Genomic DNA, 15,411 nt, shown 5'->3' on the forward strand with positions numbered 1-15,411 from the left:
TCGTGTCAGAGTGTGGTGTCGGCGGAGCGATAGTCGTTGCGGCAGCGATACAGGCCCTCGTCGGGGCGGTTGTCGGCGTACCAGAGCAGGTCTTGCGGTGCGCGCAGGCGGTGCGGGCCGATCCATTCGCCCATGGAGTACAGGCTTTCGACGAAGCGGAAGGGCGTGGTGGCGTCGCGCGCATGGTCCACGCTGCCCGCAGCGTGCAGCTCGCCCAGGGCACCGTAGCCAACCGGGATGGGTATCACCCAACCGAAGCCTTTCTTGCGGTCGTGTTGCCAGGCGCCTTTGCCGTCATCCGCCTTGCTGTCGTAATGCCAATTGATGCGCGAGAGCGAAAGCCACGCATCGAGGCGGGTGGCTTGAGGCGAATGCTTGCGCAACTCGTCCAGGCGGCTATCGACCAGGTCGTCGCGGGCCACCAATGCCGAGCCCGGCAGCAGGCGGGCGCGCAGCTTGCGGAACTCCCTGGCCTGGTCGTCGCTGTCGCCGGTGAAGTCGGCCAGCCATGGGCGACGACTCGAAGCCTGCGCCTGCGGGGCTGGTAGCAGCGTGCCACCGGCGATACGCATGCCCTGCAGCAGGTCGAGGATGGCGTCCAGCTCGCGCCGCTGCTCGTCCTGGCCCCATGCCCCGGCATTTACCGCCAGCACCAGACTGAGGTCGAGATGGATGCGTCCTTCCTCGACGATGGCGGCGGTGCCACCGTCCTTGCCCACCGGATTGCGGGTGAGACGGAAGCTTTTGACGAAGCCGCCCTCGGTGGTCTGCTCCCGGCGGTCGTGGCAGACCACGCCCACGGCACCGAACTCCAGATCCAGCCCGGCCGCACGGGTCTTGCGTTCCAGCGCCCACATCAGCCCGAGAAAGGCGGTGATGGACGGGAAGCCGTGGGTCAGTGGGCTGGAGACGGCGTTGGCGTTGTGCACCTTGAGGTGCGGCAACACCAGCAGATGGGTGAAATGCGGGAGAGTATTCATGCGGCACCCGCCTTGGCGCGGCGTTGCAGCGGGATGGGCCAGGCCACGTCGAGGATAGCGTGGCGGGCGAAGTGACGCATTTCCGCCTCGCCGAGCATGGCCAGTTTGTCGCTGCGCTTGCGCAACTGGCCGTTGAGCCAGAGGCCGAAGCGCATGGCCACCTCATCGGCCCAGTCGCCGCGTTGATAGGCCTGGTTGAAGGCGACATCGTCCTCGCGCCAATGCGGATGTTCGGGGTCGTCGCGCAGCGGAAGCTCGGTGCGCTCGGGGTCGAGCCAAAGTTGTTCGCATGGAGGCAATTGGAAGTCGGCGTTCCTGGTCCAGCCTGCGCCTCCGCGCGCGCGCGCATCTGCACCGAATAGAGACAGAGCCTCGGCGATGTCCTGCAGGAAGCCAGTTACCCGCTCGCGGGTTTCCTTGTTCTGATCCGGGTTGGCCTTGAGGAAGTCCGCAAGCCCGCGAACGAGTTGGCGAACCTCCTCGAAGAGGATGAAGGCGCCGCGCTTATCGTCGAATACGGATTCAAGCTTGAACAGGTTGACGCCATCGCGTGGCTTCCATGCCGGTGGCGGCAACGAAGCCAGCAGGTAGTTCACGCCGCCGCGCGCCTTGTTCTGCGGGCTCACGTTCTGGGCATTGGAACCACCGATCGTCCGCGCCACGAGATCGAGGTATGTCGAGTGATCGGCGAAAGTTGGCTTCTGTTTGCGCGTGCCGCGTGCTGCAAAGGCACCTTCTCTGACGCTTCGAATATCCTCATGCACAACCTGTTCTAGGCTGCTGGAGAACATCGGTTGTAGGAGGTGGTACTGCCCATCGTCTGTGGGGTCTTCACCTTTCAGCCAGTAGATCTGTTTTGCCAGTGTGCTGGATACGAGCTTGTCGTCTGGTTGCAGTACTTGTCTGAAGGACTTCATCAACGCCGCGGCTGCAGCAGGATTGTCGTCCAACGCATTTGTAAGGTCGGCATCGTCTTCATGCAGCCACTCAAGCAGGCGCTTTCCATCGACTACTTCTTTGAGAAATGAATACACGTCAAGGTGCTTCGCGTCGCTGATGGCGAAATCAAACTGTTGTACAGCAAGGCTGTGTGTTCCGATTTCGTCGCGTGCGGTGAGCTCTGCGGTGCCCATGTGGACGCTGCTAGCGCCCTTAATGCCGCTGTGTGTGAATTTGATTGGGTGTGTTACCACCCGCAGGTTGTGCGCGCGAGATGCCGCATCAGCCAACCAAGTGGCGTAGTCGTATTTCGATGCCGTGTCGGCATCGTCGTCCTTGCCTTTCAGCTTGGCCTCGCGCCGGGCTTCGATGAAGCCGGTGATGGCGGTACGGAAGGCTTTTCCCCGGTCAGTCAGTTCGCTCATGTCCCCTCACCTTTGCGGTTTTCCATCGGTACGAAGTTCTAGCCCCGGGTGATCGCAGTACTTGCGACATTTATCGAGCGTGGCAGCCCCGGGGCCGAGTGATTACAATGCAGTCATTGCAATCACTTCTGGAGGCCTGCCCATGGCCACCATGACTATTCGAAATCTGGATGACGATCTGAAAGCGCGGCTGCGGGTGCGGGCAGCGCGGCACGGACGTTCGATGGAGGAGGAGGCGCGCAGCATCCTGCGTGCCGCCCTGGCCAATTGTGTCGAAGACGATTCGGGTGCGTCGTTGTATGCCGCCATCCGCGCCCACGTGGAACCTTTCGGAGGCATCGACCTGGATTTGCCGCCGCGTGAGCCGCAGCGCGATCCGCCGGACTTCGGCGAGTGATCGTGCTGGATACCAATGTGCTGTCGGAGTTCATGCGGCCGCAGCCGGACGAGCGCGTGGTGGCATGGCTGAAGCGGCAGACACGCTCGAACCTGTTCACGACGGCGGTGACGCGCGGCGAGATGCTGTATGGGGTACTGATCCTGTCCGACGGTCAACGCAAGACGCACCTGCGGCAGGAGGTTGCGGCGATCTTTGCCGTCGACATGGCGGGGCGGGTGCTGCCTTACGACGAAGCGGCCGCCGATGCGCACGCTGCCATCGCCGCGGCACGGCGCACGCAGGGGCGCCCGGTTGGCCAATCCGATGTGATGATTGCTGGCATCGCGCGATCGCACGGTGCCACCCTTGCCACGCGCAATGTGCGCGATTTCGAAGGTTGCGGCATCCCCCTGATTGATCCCTGGCATTGATCTGCCTCAGCGTTGTCTGGTGAAGCCGAGCCATGGGTGCCAGCGCCAACCTTGATGGTTCTCTTTGAGAAAAGGCACTTCCACGGTGGTGAATCTGCGGGCGGCAAGATCGAGCGGCAGGTCCTGCGCTTCGGCCTGCTCGCCCACCAGCGACGACAGGTCGAACTCGCCCCAGCAGCTGATGCCGGGAGCAACATTCAGCGCGACTTCGTGAAGCAGTTCCTTGGCGGAGATATAGAGCTTCTCGCCACGTTTGCCACCCGGCGCGTCTTCCACACGGTGCGGCTGCAAAGCGTCCCCATCCTCTTCCGGCAGCCAAGCCAGCGTGGTGCCGGGTTGCTCGTCGTGGCGAAACGGTTGCTGCTGCGCCAGCACACCGGTAAGCGCGGCCCGGGGAGATTCCCAGGCCGCGGGCGCGTAATCGCGTTCCAGCCGTGGGGATGGTGCAGCGCTGCGGCGTGTGGAGCGAGTGGCTGGCGCAGGTGGCATCGGCAGCATGGCGGCGCGGATACGCGCCTGTTCCAGATCCACCCAGCGCTCGCATGGCTGCAGCTGGAGCGTGCGCGGTCGGATGCGCGGCTGGGCGTCGATATGGCGGTATTCGTTCTCGGCAAGGAGCATGTGCAGGCTGTGGCTGACCAGCAGGAAACGGCCGTTGTCGCGTTCGGTCTCGAAGCCGGGGCGGGTGAATACCGGCTGGCGGCCGTCACGCCGTTCGATGCCTTTGAGGTTGGTATCGAACACCAGCACGTTGGGTGCGTGCGGTGGCTTGCGTCGATGGCGCTGCACGCGGCCGGCGAGCTGGATCAGCGAGCGCATTGAGGACGGTTCGGCTACCGCCCAGTCGGCATCCCAGTCGCGGCCCACTTCGCACACCGGCGAGGCCAGTACCATGAACAGCTGGTCGGGTTCGGGGTGCATATCGAGTGCGCACCGTATCTGCGGCAGTTGCCATACCGCGTCTTCATTGCGTCGATTGAACGCGGCATCCAGCATGGCTTCGATGGCCGAGCGCTGCACCAGCGGAAAACGGGCGTGATACACGCACAGGTGGATGCGTGTACCCTCCGGCGCGGTCTGCGTGTAGAGCCTGCTGGCCACCTCGAAGATCGGGTCGATGTTGGCCATGCGCACCAGGCCGAAGCTGACGCGCTTGCCGGTGACGGGATCCGGTTGGGCGTGATCGCGGTGCAGGCGCAGGCACGAGTCGCGCACATGACTGGCAAACTCGGCATGGATGCGCTCGTGTTGTCTGGCGGCGATGTCGATCGGCAGCAGCTCGGCGAGGCGCAGGGGTTCGGCGCCTTGCAGCTTGGCCACGCGACGTTCGACGAAACGCGCGTGGGCGGTGGCGAAGCCGTCAACGTCGGAAAGGGTGTCGGCTTGCGCACTGAATTCGTCTGTCCACAGGCAAGGCACTTCGACAGGCCGCTCGGCACTACCGTCGCGCCCACGGTTGCGCTGGTAGTGGCGGCGACCGGCGCGATAGGCCATGAACATGCCCTCCACCAGGGCCGGCGGCAGGGTGGCCGAGGACAGCACCACGCGGCTGCCGAGCAGGCCAGCCCAGTGCATCAGCCGGGTCAGCGCGGGCAGGTCATCGAGCTCGTAGTCGTCCAGTTCGTCGAGCACCAGGTCGCTGCTCATCAGCCGCAGCATCGGCGCGATCTGGCGGCCGGCACGCAGCGATTCGGTGGCGGGCGCGAGGTGATCGACGGTGCATACCAGCATCGGCGCGGAGATCAGCTTGCGGATCTCGGGGTCGGCCAGCGCACGCGACAGCAACGGGTGGTCGGTCACGTTGCCCTCGTAGAGCACGTGGCTGTCTTCCTCGATCAGCGCCTGCACGGACGCTGAGCCGCTGGCTTCGGCTTTCGCTTCGTAATGTTCGAACAGGGCGTGATTGGCCGATCCGCCCACCATCACCGCCAGCTCGTCATCGTTCAAGTGCAGGTCGTGGCGATAGCTGCGTCCCGTCTGCAAGGTGAGCGTGCGCAACCCCAGCGCATAACTCATCCGCAGGCCCAGTTGCGGGTCGGCCAGGGCATACAGGACGCGGGCGTTGGCCAGCGTCTTGCCGCAGCCGGTGGAGGCCATGTTGACGATGAAAGCGCCATGTTCGCGCGCTGCCTCGCGCAGGCCGGCGGCGGCATCGAAGGCCTTGTCCTGCCAGGCGAAGCGTGCGTCGCCGCTGCGCTTGCGCAGGCCGCGGTGGTTGGCGAGGCGAGGCAAGTGGCGCTCGAAATTGGGCAGCGCATGGGCGATCAGGCTGGCGGTATGGCCGACGCCGAGGAGGTGTTCCAGCAGCGACTGGTTGAGCCGGGTTTTCCCCTGCCTGTCCTTGCGGGTGTTGGCAAACACGCGCTGACCCGCCTGCACGAAACGCGTTCGCTCGGCCACCGGATTGCCGGCGTCGTCCGCGCCCAGGCTGGAATAGTGATGGTCGGCCAGCATCAGCGCGAGCCGGGCCAGATGCATCGCGTAGGGATTGCCCAGCCAATCCGCATCGCGCCGTGCACGAAGCTGCAGCAAGGCCTTGGCGCCGCGCCGGGCCTGCGTGCGCCATGCGGGTGCCATGGCGGGAAGCTCGCCCGCCAACTGCCAGTACGGCAAGGCTTGCCCCGCCGTGGAGTGCTGGTCGATCTCGTTCCAGTCATGGGCGACTTGCGCCAGCGGAGTTTCCAGCCAGGTCTGCTCGAAGCGACCCGCGCGCTTGCCCAGCCAGTCCTGGCCGCTGTCGTCCGGTCTGGGCACGGGGACGAGCGGCAGGCGGTGATGCGTGACGATCAACCAGCCGATCGCGGCGGCGAGAGGTGCCTGCGCGGCGAGAGCGCGAAATGGCGTGCGCTCGATACCTGCATCCACCCCATCGCGCAGGTAACGGTCCGGTGCGGTCCAGTCGGCGTCGTTGCCTTCCTCCTCGCTGGCGAGCCGGCTCAGCCAGCCGGCATCGTCGTCCTTGCCCACGAAGGCCAGGAACAGCCGCAGCGATACCCATTCGTGACGGTAGCGGTTGCGCTCGTCGAGCTTGCCAACGAGGCGTAGCTGGAACGCCACGCTGGCCTTGCCAAGGTCGTGCAGCAGTGCGGCGAGCTGGGCCAGCAGACGAATGTCCTGCGCGCTGTGCCAATCGTTCTCGTCGCCCTTGCGCAATACGTCGCTGGACGTGGTGTTGGTCGGCACCGTGCCCTCGGCGTTGAAGCGTCGCGCGTCACCGACGACCCACAAGAGCTCGCTGTGGTCGGCGCCGCGTATCCAGTGGCAGGCCACCGCGGTGTTCTTGCGTGCGGTCTTGCGCAAGAGTCTCCGCAAGGTATCCAGCCCGGCCTGGGTAATCGGTGTCTGCCAGGTACGGTCGCCACGCCGTTCGGCGAACTGGTCGAGGATGCGCCGGGTTTCGGTGAGTGCGCGCTTGTCGCACTGGCTGACCAGCAGCACATTCATGCGGGTTTTCCGTTCGCTAGCGCGGCCGTGTCCAGTGCCACCGCCTTCAGGGTATCGAACATGAAGTCCAGTGCTTCGCTGCGGGTAAGCGCCTCGATGCAGTTCTGGCGAAAACCCTGCTCCTCGTCGCCGCGCATGGCCGAGAGAAAAGCCTGAGGCAGGATATAGGCGTCCTTCACCAGATCAGCCACGTCGAACACCAGGCCGCCGCGCCGCGTCTTGCCATGCAGGATGGCGAGGCCATGCGGCAGGCCCAGTACCCAGGTCGCCGTGGCGCCCAGGCCGTAGGCGAGGTAGTTGCCGTGGTCGAGGAAGCGGTTGGCCGGATCGCTGCCGGTGCCGCGTTTGGCGCGGGTAAAGTCGCCGTAGCCGACGGTGTCCACCGCCAGCTTGAACAGGGCCTTGGTGAGGCGGGCTTCCTCGGTCAGCAGGCTGATATTGTCCGGTGCCAGATCAATGGCGCTCTGCGTGCGTTCCAACAGTTCGACAAGCCGGGTGCCATCCACGGCGAAACCGGCGTGGCGCAGCGCATGCTGTTGCCAGGCTTCGGCGATGCGCCGTGCGCGGGCGTGCTGGAAGGCCTTGGCGGCGGCGAGGCGAAGGCTATCGTCGAACCAGAACCGCACCCAAGCCTGCAGGTATTCGGTGGGTCGGTATTCGGATTGCGGCGAGAACCAGGCCACCTCGATGTCGACCTCGTTCGCGGAAAACAGCGGCGTTCCGCCGCCGCCGCAGAATCCGACCAGCACCCCAGCCTTGGCCAGTTCGCGCATTGCCGCCTGGGTAATCGAAGTGCCGGTACCCAGCAGCATCGTGGTGGTATTGGCGATCGGGATGTTCCAGTACAGCGACTGTTTGCCCTGATCCGTTACGTATTCGACCCGGCCACCATTCACCAGCACCCGGCAGTGCTGCAGGTAATAGATGTTTGCGCGCTTGGAATGCAGTATCGACTTGAGGTCGGTAGGGCCAATCTCGTCCATATGGATTTTCCCCTGAATGCCGAGAGCGGGCGCGTCTTTTACTGCGCGCGATACGCGAAGATTGCGCATCCCGCATCTCATATACCGAGAATATAGTGGCAGGGCGGTCGACTGGGTCCCGCGAGGTATCCTCGACGGCCTCGCCGTCGGCCAGCCAATACACCCAATGACGCTGTTGCGGAATGTATGAGCAGCCCAGCTGAACGCTGCGCCAGAATGCTCACAGGCCGTTAACCGCAAGGCAGTTATCACGGACTTCACCGTTCCGGACGAAGTTGCGTGCGATGGGCAACGAGACCAGCAAGGCAGATTTTTCCAATGTGCAGGGCGCGGTGAAATCCACCGCGCCGGATGCGCCGGCCAAGGCGAATTTCAGCAACGTGCAGTCGCAGGTCGGCTCCGCCGTTGACCGGGCCACCATCTTACCGTGGCCGCTGGCGACAACCTGACGAAGATCGCCAAACATTTCTACGGCGACGCAAATGCGTGGAAGCAGGTCTTCGACGCCAACCGCGACCAGCTTTCCGATCCGGACCGGATCAGGGTCGGCCAGGTCCTGAAGATTCCCGCCAAATCCTGAAGCAGGAGGTACCTCCATGAAGATGACTCGCCAACCCTTGATCCTTGCCGCGCTGCTGGCCGCGGCGCTGGCGCTGGGCGCCTGCGGCAAGAAGAACGGCGAAGCGGCGCCGGCGCCGTCCGAAGCACCGCCGGCGGCGGCCACCGCGCCTGCCTCCGCCCCTGTGCCCGCACCGGCCACCACCGCTCCGACCGCCATGAACAACGGCGCGCCCGCCGCAGTCACGGTCGGTTCGATGGAGCTGGGCTCCACCGTCGATGCCAACCACAAGATCCTCGCCAGCGGCACCAGCTTCGCGCCGAAGGACACCATCTATGCCTCGGTCGACACCACCGGCAGCGGCAATGCGACGCTGGCGGCGAAATGGACCACCCAGGACGGCCAGGTGGTGCACGAGGACAGCAAGTCGCTCAATGCGATGGGCCCGGAGACCACCGCCTTCATGATCAGCAAGCCGGATGGTTTCCCGGCCGGCAACTACAAGGTGGACATCTCGCTGGACGGCAAGCAGGTCGCCAGCAAGGATTTCTCGGTCAGGTAAGTTACGATGAAGGCAAAGAGGCATGAGAAAGCGTGGCTATGCCGCGCTTTCTCGTGGGCTGGCGCATATGCGCCGCTTTCGCTTGGAACAGTGGCTCGTCCGTGTGCGGGGGAGTTCTCGACCATAACCGCACAGCTGGCACAGAATAGAACCCTTCAACTGGTGAAAATCTCGGGGGTCCGCTGCGTGTCGTCGGTGATTCGATGAGGCCGCAGCTCTTAGCTGCGGATCACCTCCATCGCGCTCTTCAAGGCGCAAGAGGGCGGGTCGCTTCGATGAGGCCACAGCTCTTCGCTGCGGATCACCGCCGCAGCAAGCCAAACCCACTCCCAAGCCTGTCTCGCTTCAATGAGGCCGCAGCTCTTCGCTGCGGATCACCACCTGCGAAACTTCGCGTAGACGCGCGCTGGCGAGCATGTGGCCGTCCTTGTCGGTCACCTCCAGCAGCTCGCCCTTCTTCGCCAGCTTGGCGCTGTAATGCTGGATGTACAGCGGCAACGCCTCGTGGTGCGGCACGGCCAGCGGGCGTGGCGCCAGCTCGAGCTGATGCAGGAACTGCACCTCGTCCGGCAGGCAGATGGTCACCAGCGAACAGCGCGGGCACTTGGGGCTGTCCACCAGCGGCGCGGGGATGCGTCCGCCGGCAGCCATGGCGCGCAGTTCGGCGATGGCGTTGCGGGTGAGCGTGAGCAACTCGTCGTCGAAGGCGACGGCGACGCGCTCCTTGCTGGCGACGTAGTAGATGGCGCCTTCCTCGCAGGTGTAGCCATGCTCGCGCAGCAGCAGGCCCTGGGCGCACAGCTGCACGCGCTCCGGGTCGTAGACGCCGCGCACCGTGTGCGGACGCCTGCCGCGCTTGTAGTCGACGGGAGTGACCGTACTGCCTTCGCCTTCGATCAGGTCGAGCTTGGCGACAAGCCCGAGCTTGTTGGAGGAGAGGGTGATGGAGCGCGCATGGATTTCGGCGTGTTCTTCCTCGGCGGTTTCGGCATCGGGCAGGTCGCCGGAAGGTTTGTCCACGCGCTGGTGCTTGTGGCGGCCTTCCACGGTGTCCGTCGAATCGGCCCACTCGCCTTGCACCCATTCCAGGTAGGCCAGGCGCGGACAGTACACGTGCTCGTTGAGCATGCGCACCGGAATCGGCGGTTGATCGCCGCCCAGTTCCGGAAACGGAAGTTCGAGATCCCCCTGCTTCGGTTCCATCGAAAGCCGCTCCCCATGGCGTTCGCCGATCCGTATCCGGGTTTTACTACCGAGCGGCTGGGACGGCAACTTCTTGCGCCATGCGTGGCAGCTTCAATCGCCGATCAGGGCAGCCAATTGATCGCGCGCCGTGCGCGGCAGCTTGAGTTCGGTGGCGATGGCCGGCCAATGAGCCACGGCGTCGCGCACTTCGGCCTCGATGGCTTTCGCCTGCGTTCCGTCGAGCCGGTAGAAGGTGTGGGTGGCTCGCAGGTTGGCCAGCCGCGGGCTGGGATCGTGCGCATCGATCGCCAGTGCATGTTCGCGCTTGTCCGGGTTCGGATTGATGTCGAAAGCGGGTGCCAGCCGCCATCCGTCGGGTGTGCGCAGGAAACCGTGGTTGCGCAGGTGATCGTCGCGGTTGCCGATCAGGATGGAGAACGCGATGCGCCGGTAGAGCTGGGCAAGGTCGTCGCCAATGCCGCCCGGGTCGCCGTGGCGCTGGATGGCCTGTGCGATATCCAGATAGCTGCCGCCCTCGCCGTCATTGCGGCCGGTGAGGGTCATGGTCGAGGCATACAGGCGACGCGAATCGCCCTGACGGTCGAAGCGCCGCACGGTAAAACTTCGATAGCCACGGCCAAAGCGCAACAGCCGGGCGTCAGGGACGATCAGGCCGGCAGCCCTGGCGAGCCGCCAGGCCAGGTATTCCCAGGCGCCGACGTCCCGACGATCGTCATGGGCAGGAAACTTGGCCAACCACAGCGCTCCGTGCTCGTCGGCAAACGTAGCCTTCGGACGCGCCCCGCCCATGCTGGTGCCGGGGGCCATCAGTTGCGCCAGCCAGCGCGCGTACTCGGGGCGCTCCTCGGCATCCTCGTGGCCCAGTTCGCGGGCAATCGCTTCCAGCTCACGCAAACGCGTCGCCGGCGGAGCGCTGCGCTCGCGCTCATCGACCCAGGCGTGTGGCGGCTCGGTTCGGCGAAGACGCAAGGCGCCCATGCGCGTGCAGTCGTCCACCCCGGTCAGGAAATCCCATTCGGAGAGACGCCGCAGGCGCCGCTTCGCTTCGCGCGCTTCCAGCGCCTCGCGCCGCTCCATCAGCATGCGGCCCCAGCGATCCGGCGAAATGTCGCGGAAGATGCCGAACAAGGCCTGCTCGCGCGCAGGCCACGACGGCCCTGCGACCAGAGGCAGGTCGGGCGCGATGGCCACGCTCCGGCGTTGTTCGAGGTAGTCGCGGTGATAAGCGAAGCCGATCGCCTCGCCGGCACCGTGCCGCTCGCAGCGCAAGCTGCCGATGGCCATGGTTGGTCCGAGCGTGGCGTCGTCCAGCACCACGTCCAGCACGGTTTCGGAACGCGCGCTCACGGCTTGCGCCTGCCGCGCGGCGCGCCCACCTGGCGAATGTCCTGCAGGCGGCGGCCGAGTTCGTCCTCCTTGGCCAGGAGGTCGATGTCGTGATCCAGCCCCAGCACCTCCATCGTGCGCAGCAAGGTGGCCAGACTGCTCGAACCTTCGCCTTGCTCCAGTTTGCGCAAGGTGGGCAACGACACATCGGCCCGCGCCGCCAGCGCCGCCTGCGTCATGCGCCGCCGCAGGCGTGCTGCACGCAAGCGGGCGCCGAGTGCTGCGAGGCGCTCGGTGGCGGCGGGGAAGATGGGCGGGGCACGCTTTGGCATGGAAAATAAAATATGCTTTTCATAAGCATAAAGCAATTTTATTTTCTATATTGAGGCACAGATTTGAACATCCCCAAGCCGTAATGGCAGGCGAAGCCCAGTGCCAGCGGGCCGGTCAGTGGTTCGGCAAAAGTCAGTCTCCAGAAACTGCCCAGGCGATCCGGTTGGCTTAGTCCGCGTCGATTGCGGAAACGCCGGAAGTGGATCGGCCAGCGCATGCGGCCCTTGCCGACGTCCACTTCGGCGCGGCTAGGCTAGTCTCAAATGTCGAGACTCACGCGCTGCACCCATTGGGCATGTGCTCCCCCTTGGCTGCCCACCGTTGGCAAGAAAGCATCAAGACGCGCTTTGCTACATCCCCCCGAACAACGCCTCCAGATCCTTCTCGTCAAACCGCAGCCGCGTCGTGGCGCCGCCGCCTTCGAGCACGGCACGGGCCAGTTCGGCTTTGCGGCCTTGCATGGCCTGGATCTTTTCTTCCACCGTGCCTTTGCAGATCAGGCGGTAGACGAAGACCGGTTTCTCCTGGCCGATGCGGTGGGCGCGGTCGGTGGCTTGCGCTTCCACGGCGGGGTTCCACCAGGGGTCGTAGTGGATCACGGTGTCGGCGGCGGTGAGGTTGAGGCCGACGCCGCCGGCTTTCAGGCTGATCAGGAACAGCGGCACGCCGCCTTGCTGGAAGCGCTTGACCATGGCGGTGCGTTCGCGCGCCGGGGTCTGGCCGGTGAGGGTGTGGTGGGCGATGCCGCGCTGGTGCAGTGCTGTTTCGATCAGGCCCAGCATTTCGGTGAACTGCGAGAACAGCAGCACGCGGCGGCCGTCGGCGAGCAGGCCGTCGAGCAGTTCCAGCAGGGCGTCGAGCTTGGCGCTGGCCTTCACCTTCTTCGCGCTGGCGAGCTTGACCAGGCGCGGGTCGCAGCAAGCCTGGCGCAGCTTGAGCAGGGCGTCGAGCACGATGATGCCGCTCTGCGCGAGGCCGCGTTCGGCCACTGCCTGGCGCACGCGTTCGTGCTGGGCCAGGCGCAGGGTTTCGTACAGGGCACGCTGGTCGTCTTCCAGTTCCAGCGTGCGCACGATCTCGGTCTTGGGCGGCAGGTCGGTGAGCACGTCGTCCTTGCGCCGGCGCAGCAGCAGCGGGCCGATGCGCCGGTTGAGCCGCTGCTGGCGCTCGCGGTCGCCGTGCTTCTCGATCGGCGTGCGGTAGTGGCGCGCGAACTGGCGCTGGCTGCCGAGCAGGCCCGGTTCCACCGCGTCGAACTGCGCCCACAGTTCGCCGAGGTGGTTTTCCAGCGGCGTGCCGGTCATGGCGAGGCGGCGCGTGGCGGGGATCTCGCGCACGACCTGTGCGGCCTGGCTGGCGGCGTTCTTGATCGCCTGCGCCTCGTCCAGTACCAGCAGGGAGAATTTCGCCTCGATGAGCTTGTCGCGGTCGCGCGGCAGCAGCGGGTAGGTGGTGATGACCAGGTCGTGCGCGGCGATCTCGTCGTAGCGGTCGGCGCGGTCGGCGCCGTGGATCACCAGCACCTTCAGCGCCGGGGCGAAGCGCGCCGCCTCGGCCTGCCAGTTGCCGACCAGGCTGGTCGGTGCCACCACCAGTGCCGGCGCATCCAGCCGGCCGCGCTGCTTTTCGCCGAGGAGGTGCGCCAGTACCTGCACCGTCTTGCCCAGCCCCATGTCGTCGGCGAGGATGCCGCCCAGGCCCGCCGCGCCGAGAAAGTCCAGCCAGGCCAGGCCTTCGCGCTGGTACGGGCGCAGGGTGGCCTTGAAGCCCTTCGGCGCCCTGGCGCTGCGCGTGGCAAGGTCGAGCAGGGCGAGCTGCGCGCGCAACGCGTCGCCGCCGCGCCAATGCAGCTGGGTATCGTCGGCCAGTGCCTGCAGCGCACGGGCCTGGCTGCGGTGCAGGCGCAGTGCCTCGCCGCCTTCGAGCCATTCCAGTAGCGGTTCGATCAGCGCGCGCAGGCGCGCCAGCGGAATCTCGACGCTGCGATTCTCATCCACCATCACGCGCCAGGCGGCGCGCTTGTTTTCGCGCGCAGGGGCGATGCGCGGAAAGGCCGGGTCGGCCAGCACGCGGCGCAGGATCGGCAGCAGGTCGACGCGCTGGCCCCCGACGTCGATGCCGAGCGAGACGTCGAACCAGGCATTGCCGCTGGGCTGGATGTCGGCGTGCCAGGCATCGATGTCGACCAGCTCGTCGTGCGGGAAGCCGGGTTCGTACTCGATGCGGAAGCCGGCGGCAGCGAGCTGGTCGATGGCGTCGCGCCAATCGCGCGGCGCCAGCGGCGGCTTGCGCGGATGCGGGTGCAGCAGCACGTCGTTGGCGGCGAAGTCGTGGCCGTGGGTGATGTACTCGTACAGGGCCGGACCGCAGCGCATCGCGCCGAGCTGTTCCAGCCGCTGGGCTGCCTGCTGCTCGGCCGGCAGGTCGCGGTGGATCTCGCGCAGGCGGCCGTCGTGCAGGCTTCGTTCGACCGCATGCTTGCGGGTGGCTGGCGGCAGGCGTACGCCGGCATAGTCGAATTCGACATGCGCGACGCCGATGTCGTGGGATTTTCCTGCCCATTGGCGCAGGGTGACGGTGCGTAGGCGCAGCACCGGCTGCGGGCGCTCACGCACCACTTCGGCCGGGCCGCGGTCGATCGGCTCGGGCAGCGCCGGGCCGCCGCGCTGCAGGCGCTGGCGCAGCGCAGCGACTTGCGGAGGTTGCAGCACGGGTGCGTGCGGCAGGCGATCGAGCAGGTGCGGGTCACCGTCGACGCGGCCGTAGCGCCCCTGCGCGGGCTGCACGTACCACAGGCCGGCACCGCGCAGCAGCACGGCATCCTCGGCGTCCACCCGGGCGCGCAGCCGCTGGCTGCCGTCGACGGCCTCCTGCCAGTACAGCTGCAGGGGCCGCGCCTCGGCGCGTTGCAGCGGTGTCGAGCCGCGCTCGAACCAGACCGGGAAGTGCGCCAGCAGGCATTCCAGCGCCTGTTCTTCATGGACGGCACGGATCGGCGCCCAGCGCTGGCTGCCGACGATCACGTACTGGTGCGGTACCAGGGTGGCCAGGGCGGTGGCGGCTTCGATCGACCAGCCGCCGGCTGGCGTGGGCACCGCCCCTTGGCGCGGATCCAATTGCAGCGGCCGCGGATCGACCAGTTCGCTGCGGTTGCGTTGCTTCGATGGGCGCAGCCACGCCGGCCAGGCCAGCAGGTCCGCGACCGGCGATCCACCGCCGGCGCGCAGCAGCACGCCGAAGCGGCGGTCCGGCTCGGCCTCGTGGCTGGGTGCGGGTGGCTGCAGCGTGCGCAACCAGTCCTCCCACGAGGCCAGCCCCGATGTGCTGCTGTCGGCGGTATCCGCTTTGGCGCGCTGCGGCTGCAGCCGGGCCGGTGCGGTCGGCGCTGCTGTCCGCACGACGTCGCCGGTTGCCACCAGCAGCATGGCGGCGGCGTGCTTGCAATCCACGCCGACCGGGCAGCTGCAGTCGCAGTCCAGGGTCAGCCATTCGCCGTGGTCGTGCACGTCCACCTGGCAGTCGTATTGCTCGCCGTGGCTGCCCTCGACCTGCGCGCTGAGCATGTGCACGCCATTCTCGATGCGGCTGCGCAGTGTCGACACGCTGCCGTCGGCGGCATAGACACGGGCGCGTGCCAGCGTGCGGTCGTCGAAGTTCGAGCGCCATTCGGCGTCTTGCAGCAGGCGGGTGAGTTCGTTGCGCATGGATCGGAGGTGAGCGGCGTACGGCAAACGCCGATTCTTGCATGCCGACGGCGTCGTCGGTGGCCCGGGGCCGGCATTCGCGCGACAATGGAACATTGCCTTCCGCGGTTCCGCCGCTCTTGCCAGGGAATCCCCGCACG

Annotated in this window: 13 protein-coding genes; 5 read left to right on the top strand and 8 right to left on the bottom strand. The window is 66.3% G+C overall.

What is annotated here, in order from left to right:
• Positions 1 to 5 precede the first annotated feature (5 nt).
• Entirely contained in the window at positions 6 to 980 is a 975-nt protein-coding gene (csy2, locus tag LRK53_RS02615) for a type I-F CRISPR-associated protein Csy2 (RefSeq protein ID WP_027491655.1), read from the bottom strand.
• Positions 977 to 2,344 (bottom strand): type I-F CRISPR-associated protein Csy1, encoded by a 1,368-nt coding sequence (gene csy1 / locus LRK53_RS02620; RefSeq protein ID WP_027491656.1) that lies wholly within the window; start codon positions 2,342 to 2,344, stop codon positions 977 to 979. The genes csy2 and csy1 overlap by 4 nt, the downstream gene beginning before the upstream one ends.
• Before the next feature lie 142 nt (positions 2,345 to 2,486).
• On the opposite strand from csy1, the gene LRK53_RS02625 reads away from it, so the two are divergent.
• A complete protein-coding gene (locus LRK53_RS02625) occupies positions 2,487 to 2,741 on the top strand; it encodes a FitA-like ribbon-helix-helix domain-containing protein (protein WP_027491657.1) in 255 nt (84 codons plus the stop codon).
• Positions 2,738 to 3,154 carry a type II toxin-antitoxin system VapC family toxin gene (locus LRK53_RS02630; protein ID WP_027491658.1) on the top strand — a complete coding sequence of 139 codons (417 nt, stop codon included), beginning with the start codon at positions 2,738 to 2,740 and terminating at the stop codon, positions 3,152 to 3,154. Before LRK53_RS02625 ends, LRK53_RS02630 begins: the two co-directional genes overlap by 4 nt.
• Positions 3,155 to 3,160: 6 nt before the next feature.
• On the opposite strand, the gene cas3f is transcribed toward LRK53_RS02630, so the two are convergent.
• A complete protein-coding gene (cas3f, locus tag LRK53_RS02635; RefSeq protein ID WP_235642478.1) occupies positions 3,161 to 6,598 on the bottom strand; it encodes a type I-F CRISPR-associated helicase Cas3f in 3,438 nt (1,145 codons plus the stop codon).
• Positions 6,595 to 7,650 carry a type I-F CRISPR-associated endonuclease Cas1f gene (gene cas1f / locus LRK53_RS02640; protein WP_235642479.1) on the bottom strand — a complete coding sequence of 352 codons (1,056 nt, stop codon included), beginning with the start codon at positions 7,648 to 7,650 and terminating at the stop codon, positions 6,595 to 6,597. Before cas1f ends, cas3f begins: the two co-directional genes overlap by 4 nt.
• A gap of 215 nt (positions 7,651 to 7,865) precedes the next feature.
• On the opposite strand from cas1f, the gene LRK53_RS19375 reads away from it, so the two are divergent.
• From LRK53_RS19375 to LRK53_RS02650, 3 genes are read left to right on the top strand one after another with little or no spacing between them, the layout of a single operon-like run.
• A complete protein-coding gene (locus LRK53_RS19375; protein ID WP_425504528.1) occupies positions 7,866 to 8,030 on the top strand; it encodes a hypothetical protein in 165 nt (54 codons plus the stop codon).
• On the top strand, positions 8,009 to 8,161 hold the full coding sequence (locus LRK53_RS19380; protein WP_425504529.1) for a LysM peptidoglycan-binding domain-containing protein: 153 nt from the start codon (positions 8,009 to 8,011) through the stop codon (positions 8,159 to 8,161). Before LRK53_RS19375 ends, LRK53_RS19380 begins: the two co-directional genes overlap by 22 nt.
• Before the next feature lie 16 nt (positions 8,162 to 8,177).
• Positions 8,178 to 8,702, top strand: coding sequence for a hypothetical protein (locus LRK53_RS02650; RefSeq protein WP_027493211.1), 525 nt, complete (start codon positions 8,178 to 8,180; stop codon positions 8,700 to 8,702).
• A 345-nt stretch (positions 8,703 to 9,047) separates the two neighbouring features.
• Here the strand turns inward: LRK53_RS02650 and cas4 are convergent, their stop codons facing one another.
• The 4 genes from cas4 to LRK53_RS02670 all read right to left on the bottom strand — a co-directional run bounded on the left by cas4 (position 9,048) and on the right by LRK53_RS02670 (position 15,271).
• Positions 9,048 to 9,905: a CRISPR-associated protein Cas4 gene (cas4, locus tag LRK53_RS02655; protein WP_235642480.1), complete on the bottom strand. Its 858-nt coding sequence runs from the start codon at positions 9,903 to 9,905 to the stop codon at positions 9,048 to 9,050.
• A gap of 93 nt (positions 9,906 to 9,998) precedes the next feature.
• A complete protein-coding gene (locus LRK53_RS02660) occupies positions 9,999 to 11,255 on the bottom strand; it encodes a type II toxin-antitoxin system HipA family toxin (RefSeq protein ID WP_027493212.1) in 1,257 nt (418 codons plus the stop codon).
• Positions 11,252 to 11,566, bottom strand: a complete 315-nt coding sequence (locus LRK53_RS02665) for a helix-turn-helix domain-containing protein (RefSeq protein WP_037090007.1) — start codon at positions 11,564 to 11,566, stop codon at positions 11,252 to 11,254. The genes LRK53_RS02660 and LRK53_RS02665 overlap by 4 nt, the downstream gene beginning before the upstream one ends.
• Positions 11,567 to 11,917: 351 nt before the next feature.
• Positions 11,918 to 15,271, bottom strand: coding sequence for a DEAD/DEAH box helicase (locus LRK53_RS02670; protein ID WP_027493214.1), 3,354 nt, complete (start codon positions 15,269 to 15,271; stop codon positions 11,918 to 11,920).
• Between the last annotated feature and the right edge of the window lie 140 nt (positions 15,272 to 15,411).

It is taken from the genome of Rhodanobacter thiooxydans, from assembly GCF_021545845.1.
Classification (GTDB): domain Bacteria; phylum Pseudomonadota; class Gammaproteobacteria; order Xanthomonadales; family Rhodanobacteraceae; genus Rhodanobacter.

Excerpts from the sequence above, each read along its gene's own strand:
- LRK53_RS02625 (WP_027491657.1), top strand. The coding sequence starts at position 2,487 with ATGGCCACCATGACTATTCGAAATCTGGATGACGATCTGAAAGCGCGG.
- cas1f (WP_235642479.1), bottom strand. The coding sequence starts at position 7,650 with ATGCGCAATCTTCGCGTATCGCGCGCAGTAAAAGACGCGCCCGCTCTC.
- cas4 (WP_235642480.1), bottom strand. The coding sequence starts at position 9,905 with ATGGAACCGAAGCAGGGGGATCTCGAACTTCCGTTTCCGGAACTGGGC.
- LRK53_RS02650 (WP_027493211.1), top strand. The coding sequence starts at position 8,178 with ATGAAGATGACTCGCCAACCCTTGATCCTTGCCGCGCTGCTGGCCGCG.
- csy2 (WP_027491655.1), bottom strand. The coding sequence starts at position 980 with ATGAATACTCTCCCGCATTTCACCCATCTGCTGGTGTTGCCGCACCTC.
- cas3f (WP_235642478.1), bottom strand. The coding sequence starts at position 6,598 with ATGAATGTGCTGCTGGTCAGCCAGTGCGACAAGCGCGCACTCACCGAA.
- LRK53_RS19375 (WP_425504528.1), top strand. The coding sequence starts at position 7,866 with ATGGGCAACGAGACCAGCAAGGCAGATTTTTCCAATGTGCAGGGCGCG.
- LRK53_RS02670 (WP_027493214.1), bottom strand. The coding sequence starts at position 15,271 with ATGCGCAACGAACTCACCCGCCTGCTGCAAGACGCCGAATGGCGCTCG.
- csy1 (WP_027491656.1), bottom strand. The coding sequence starts at position 2,344 with ATGAGCGAACTGACTGACCGGGGAAAAGCCTTCCGTACCGCCATCACC.
- LRK53_RS02665 (WP_037090007.1), bottom strand. The coding sequence starts at position 11,566 with ATGCCAAAGCGTGCCCCGCCCATCTTCCCCGCCGCCACCGAGCGCCTC.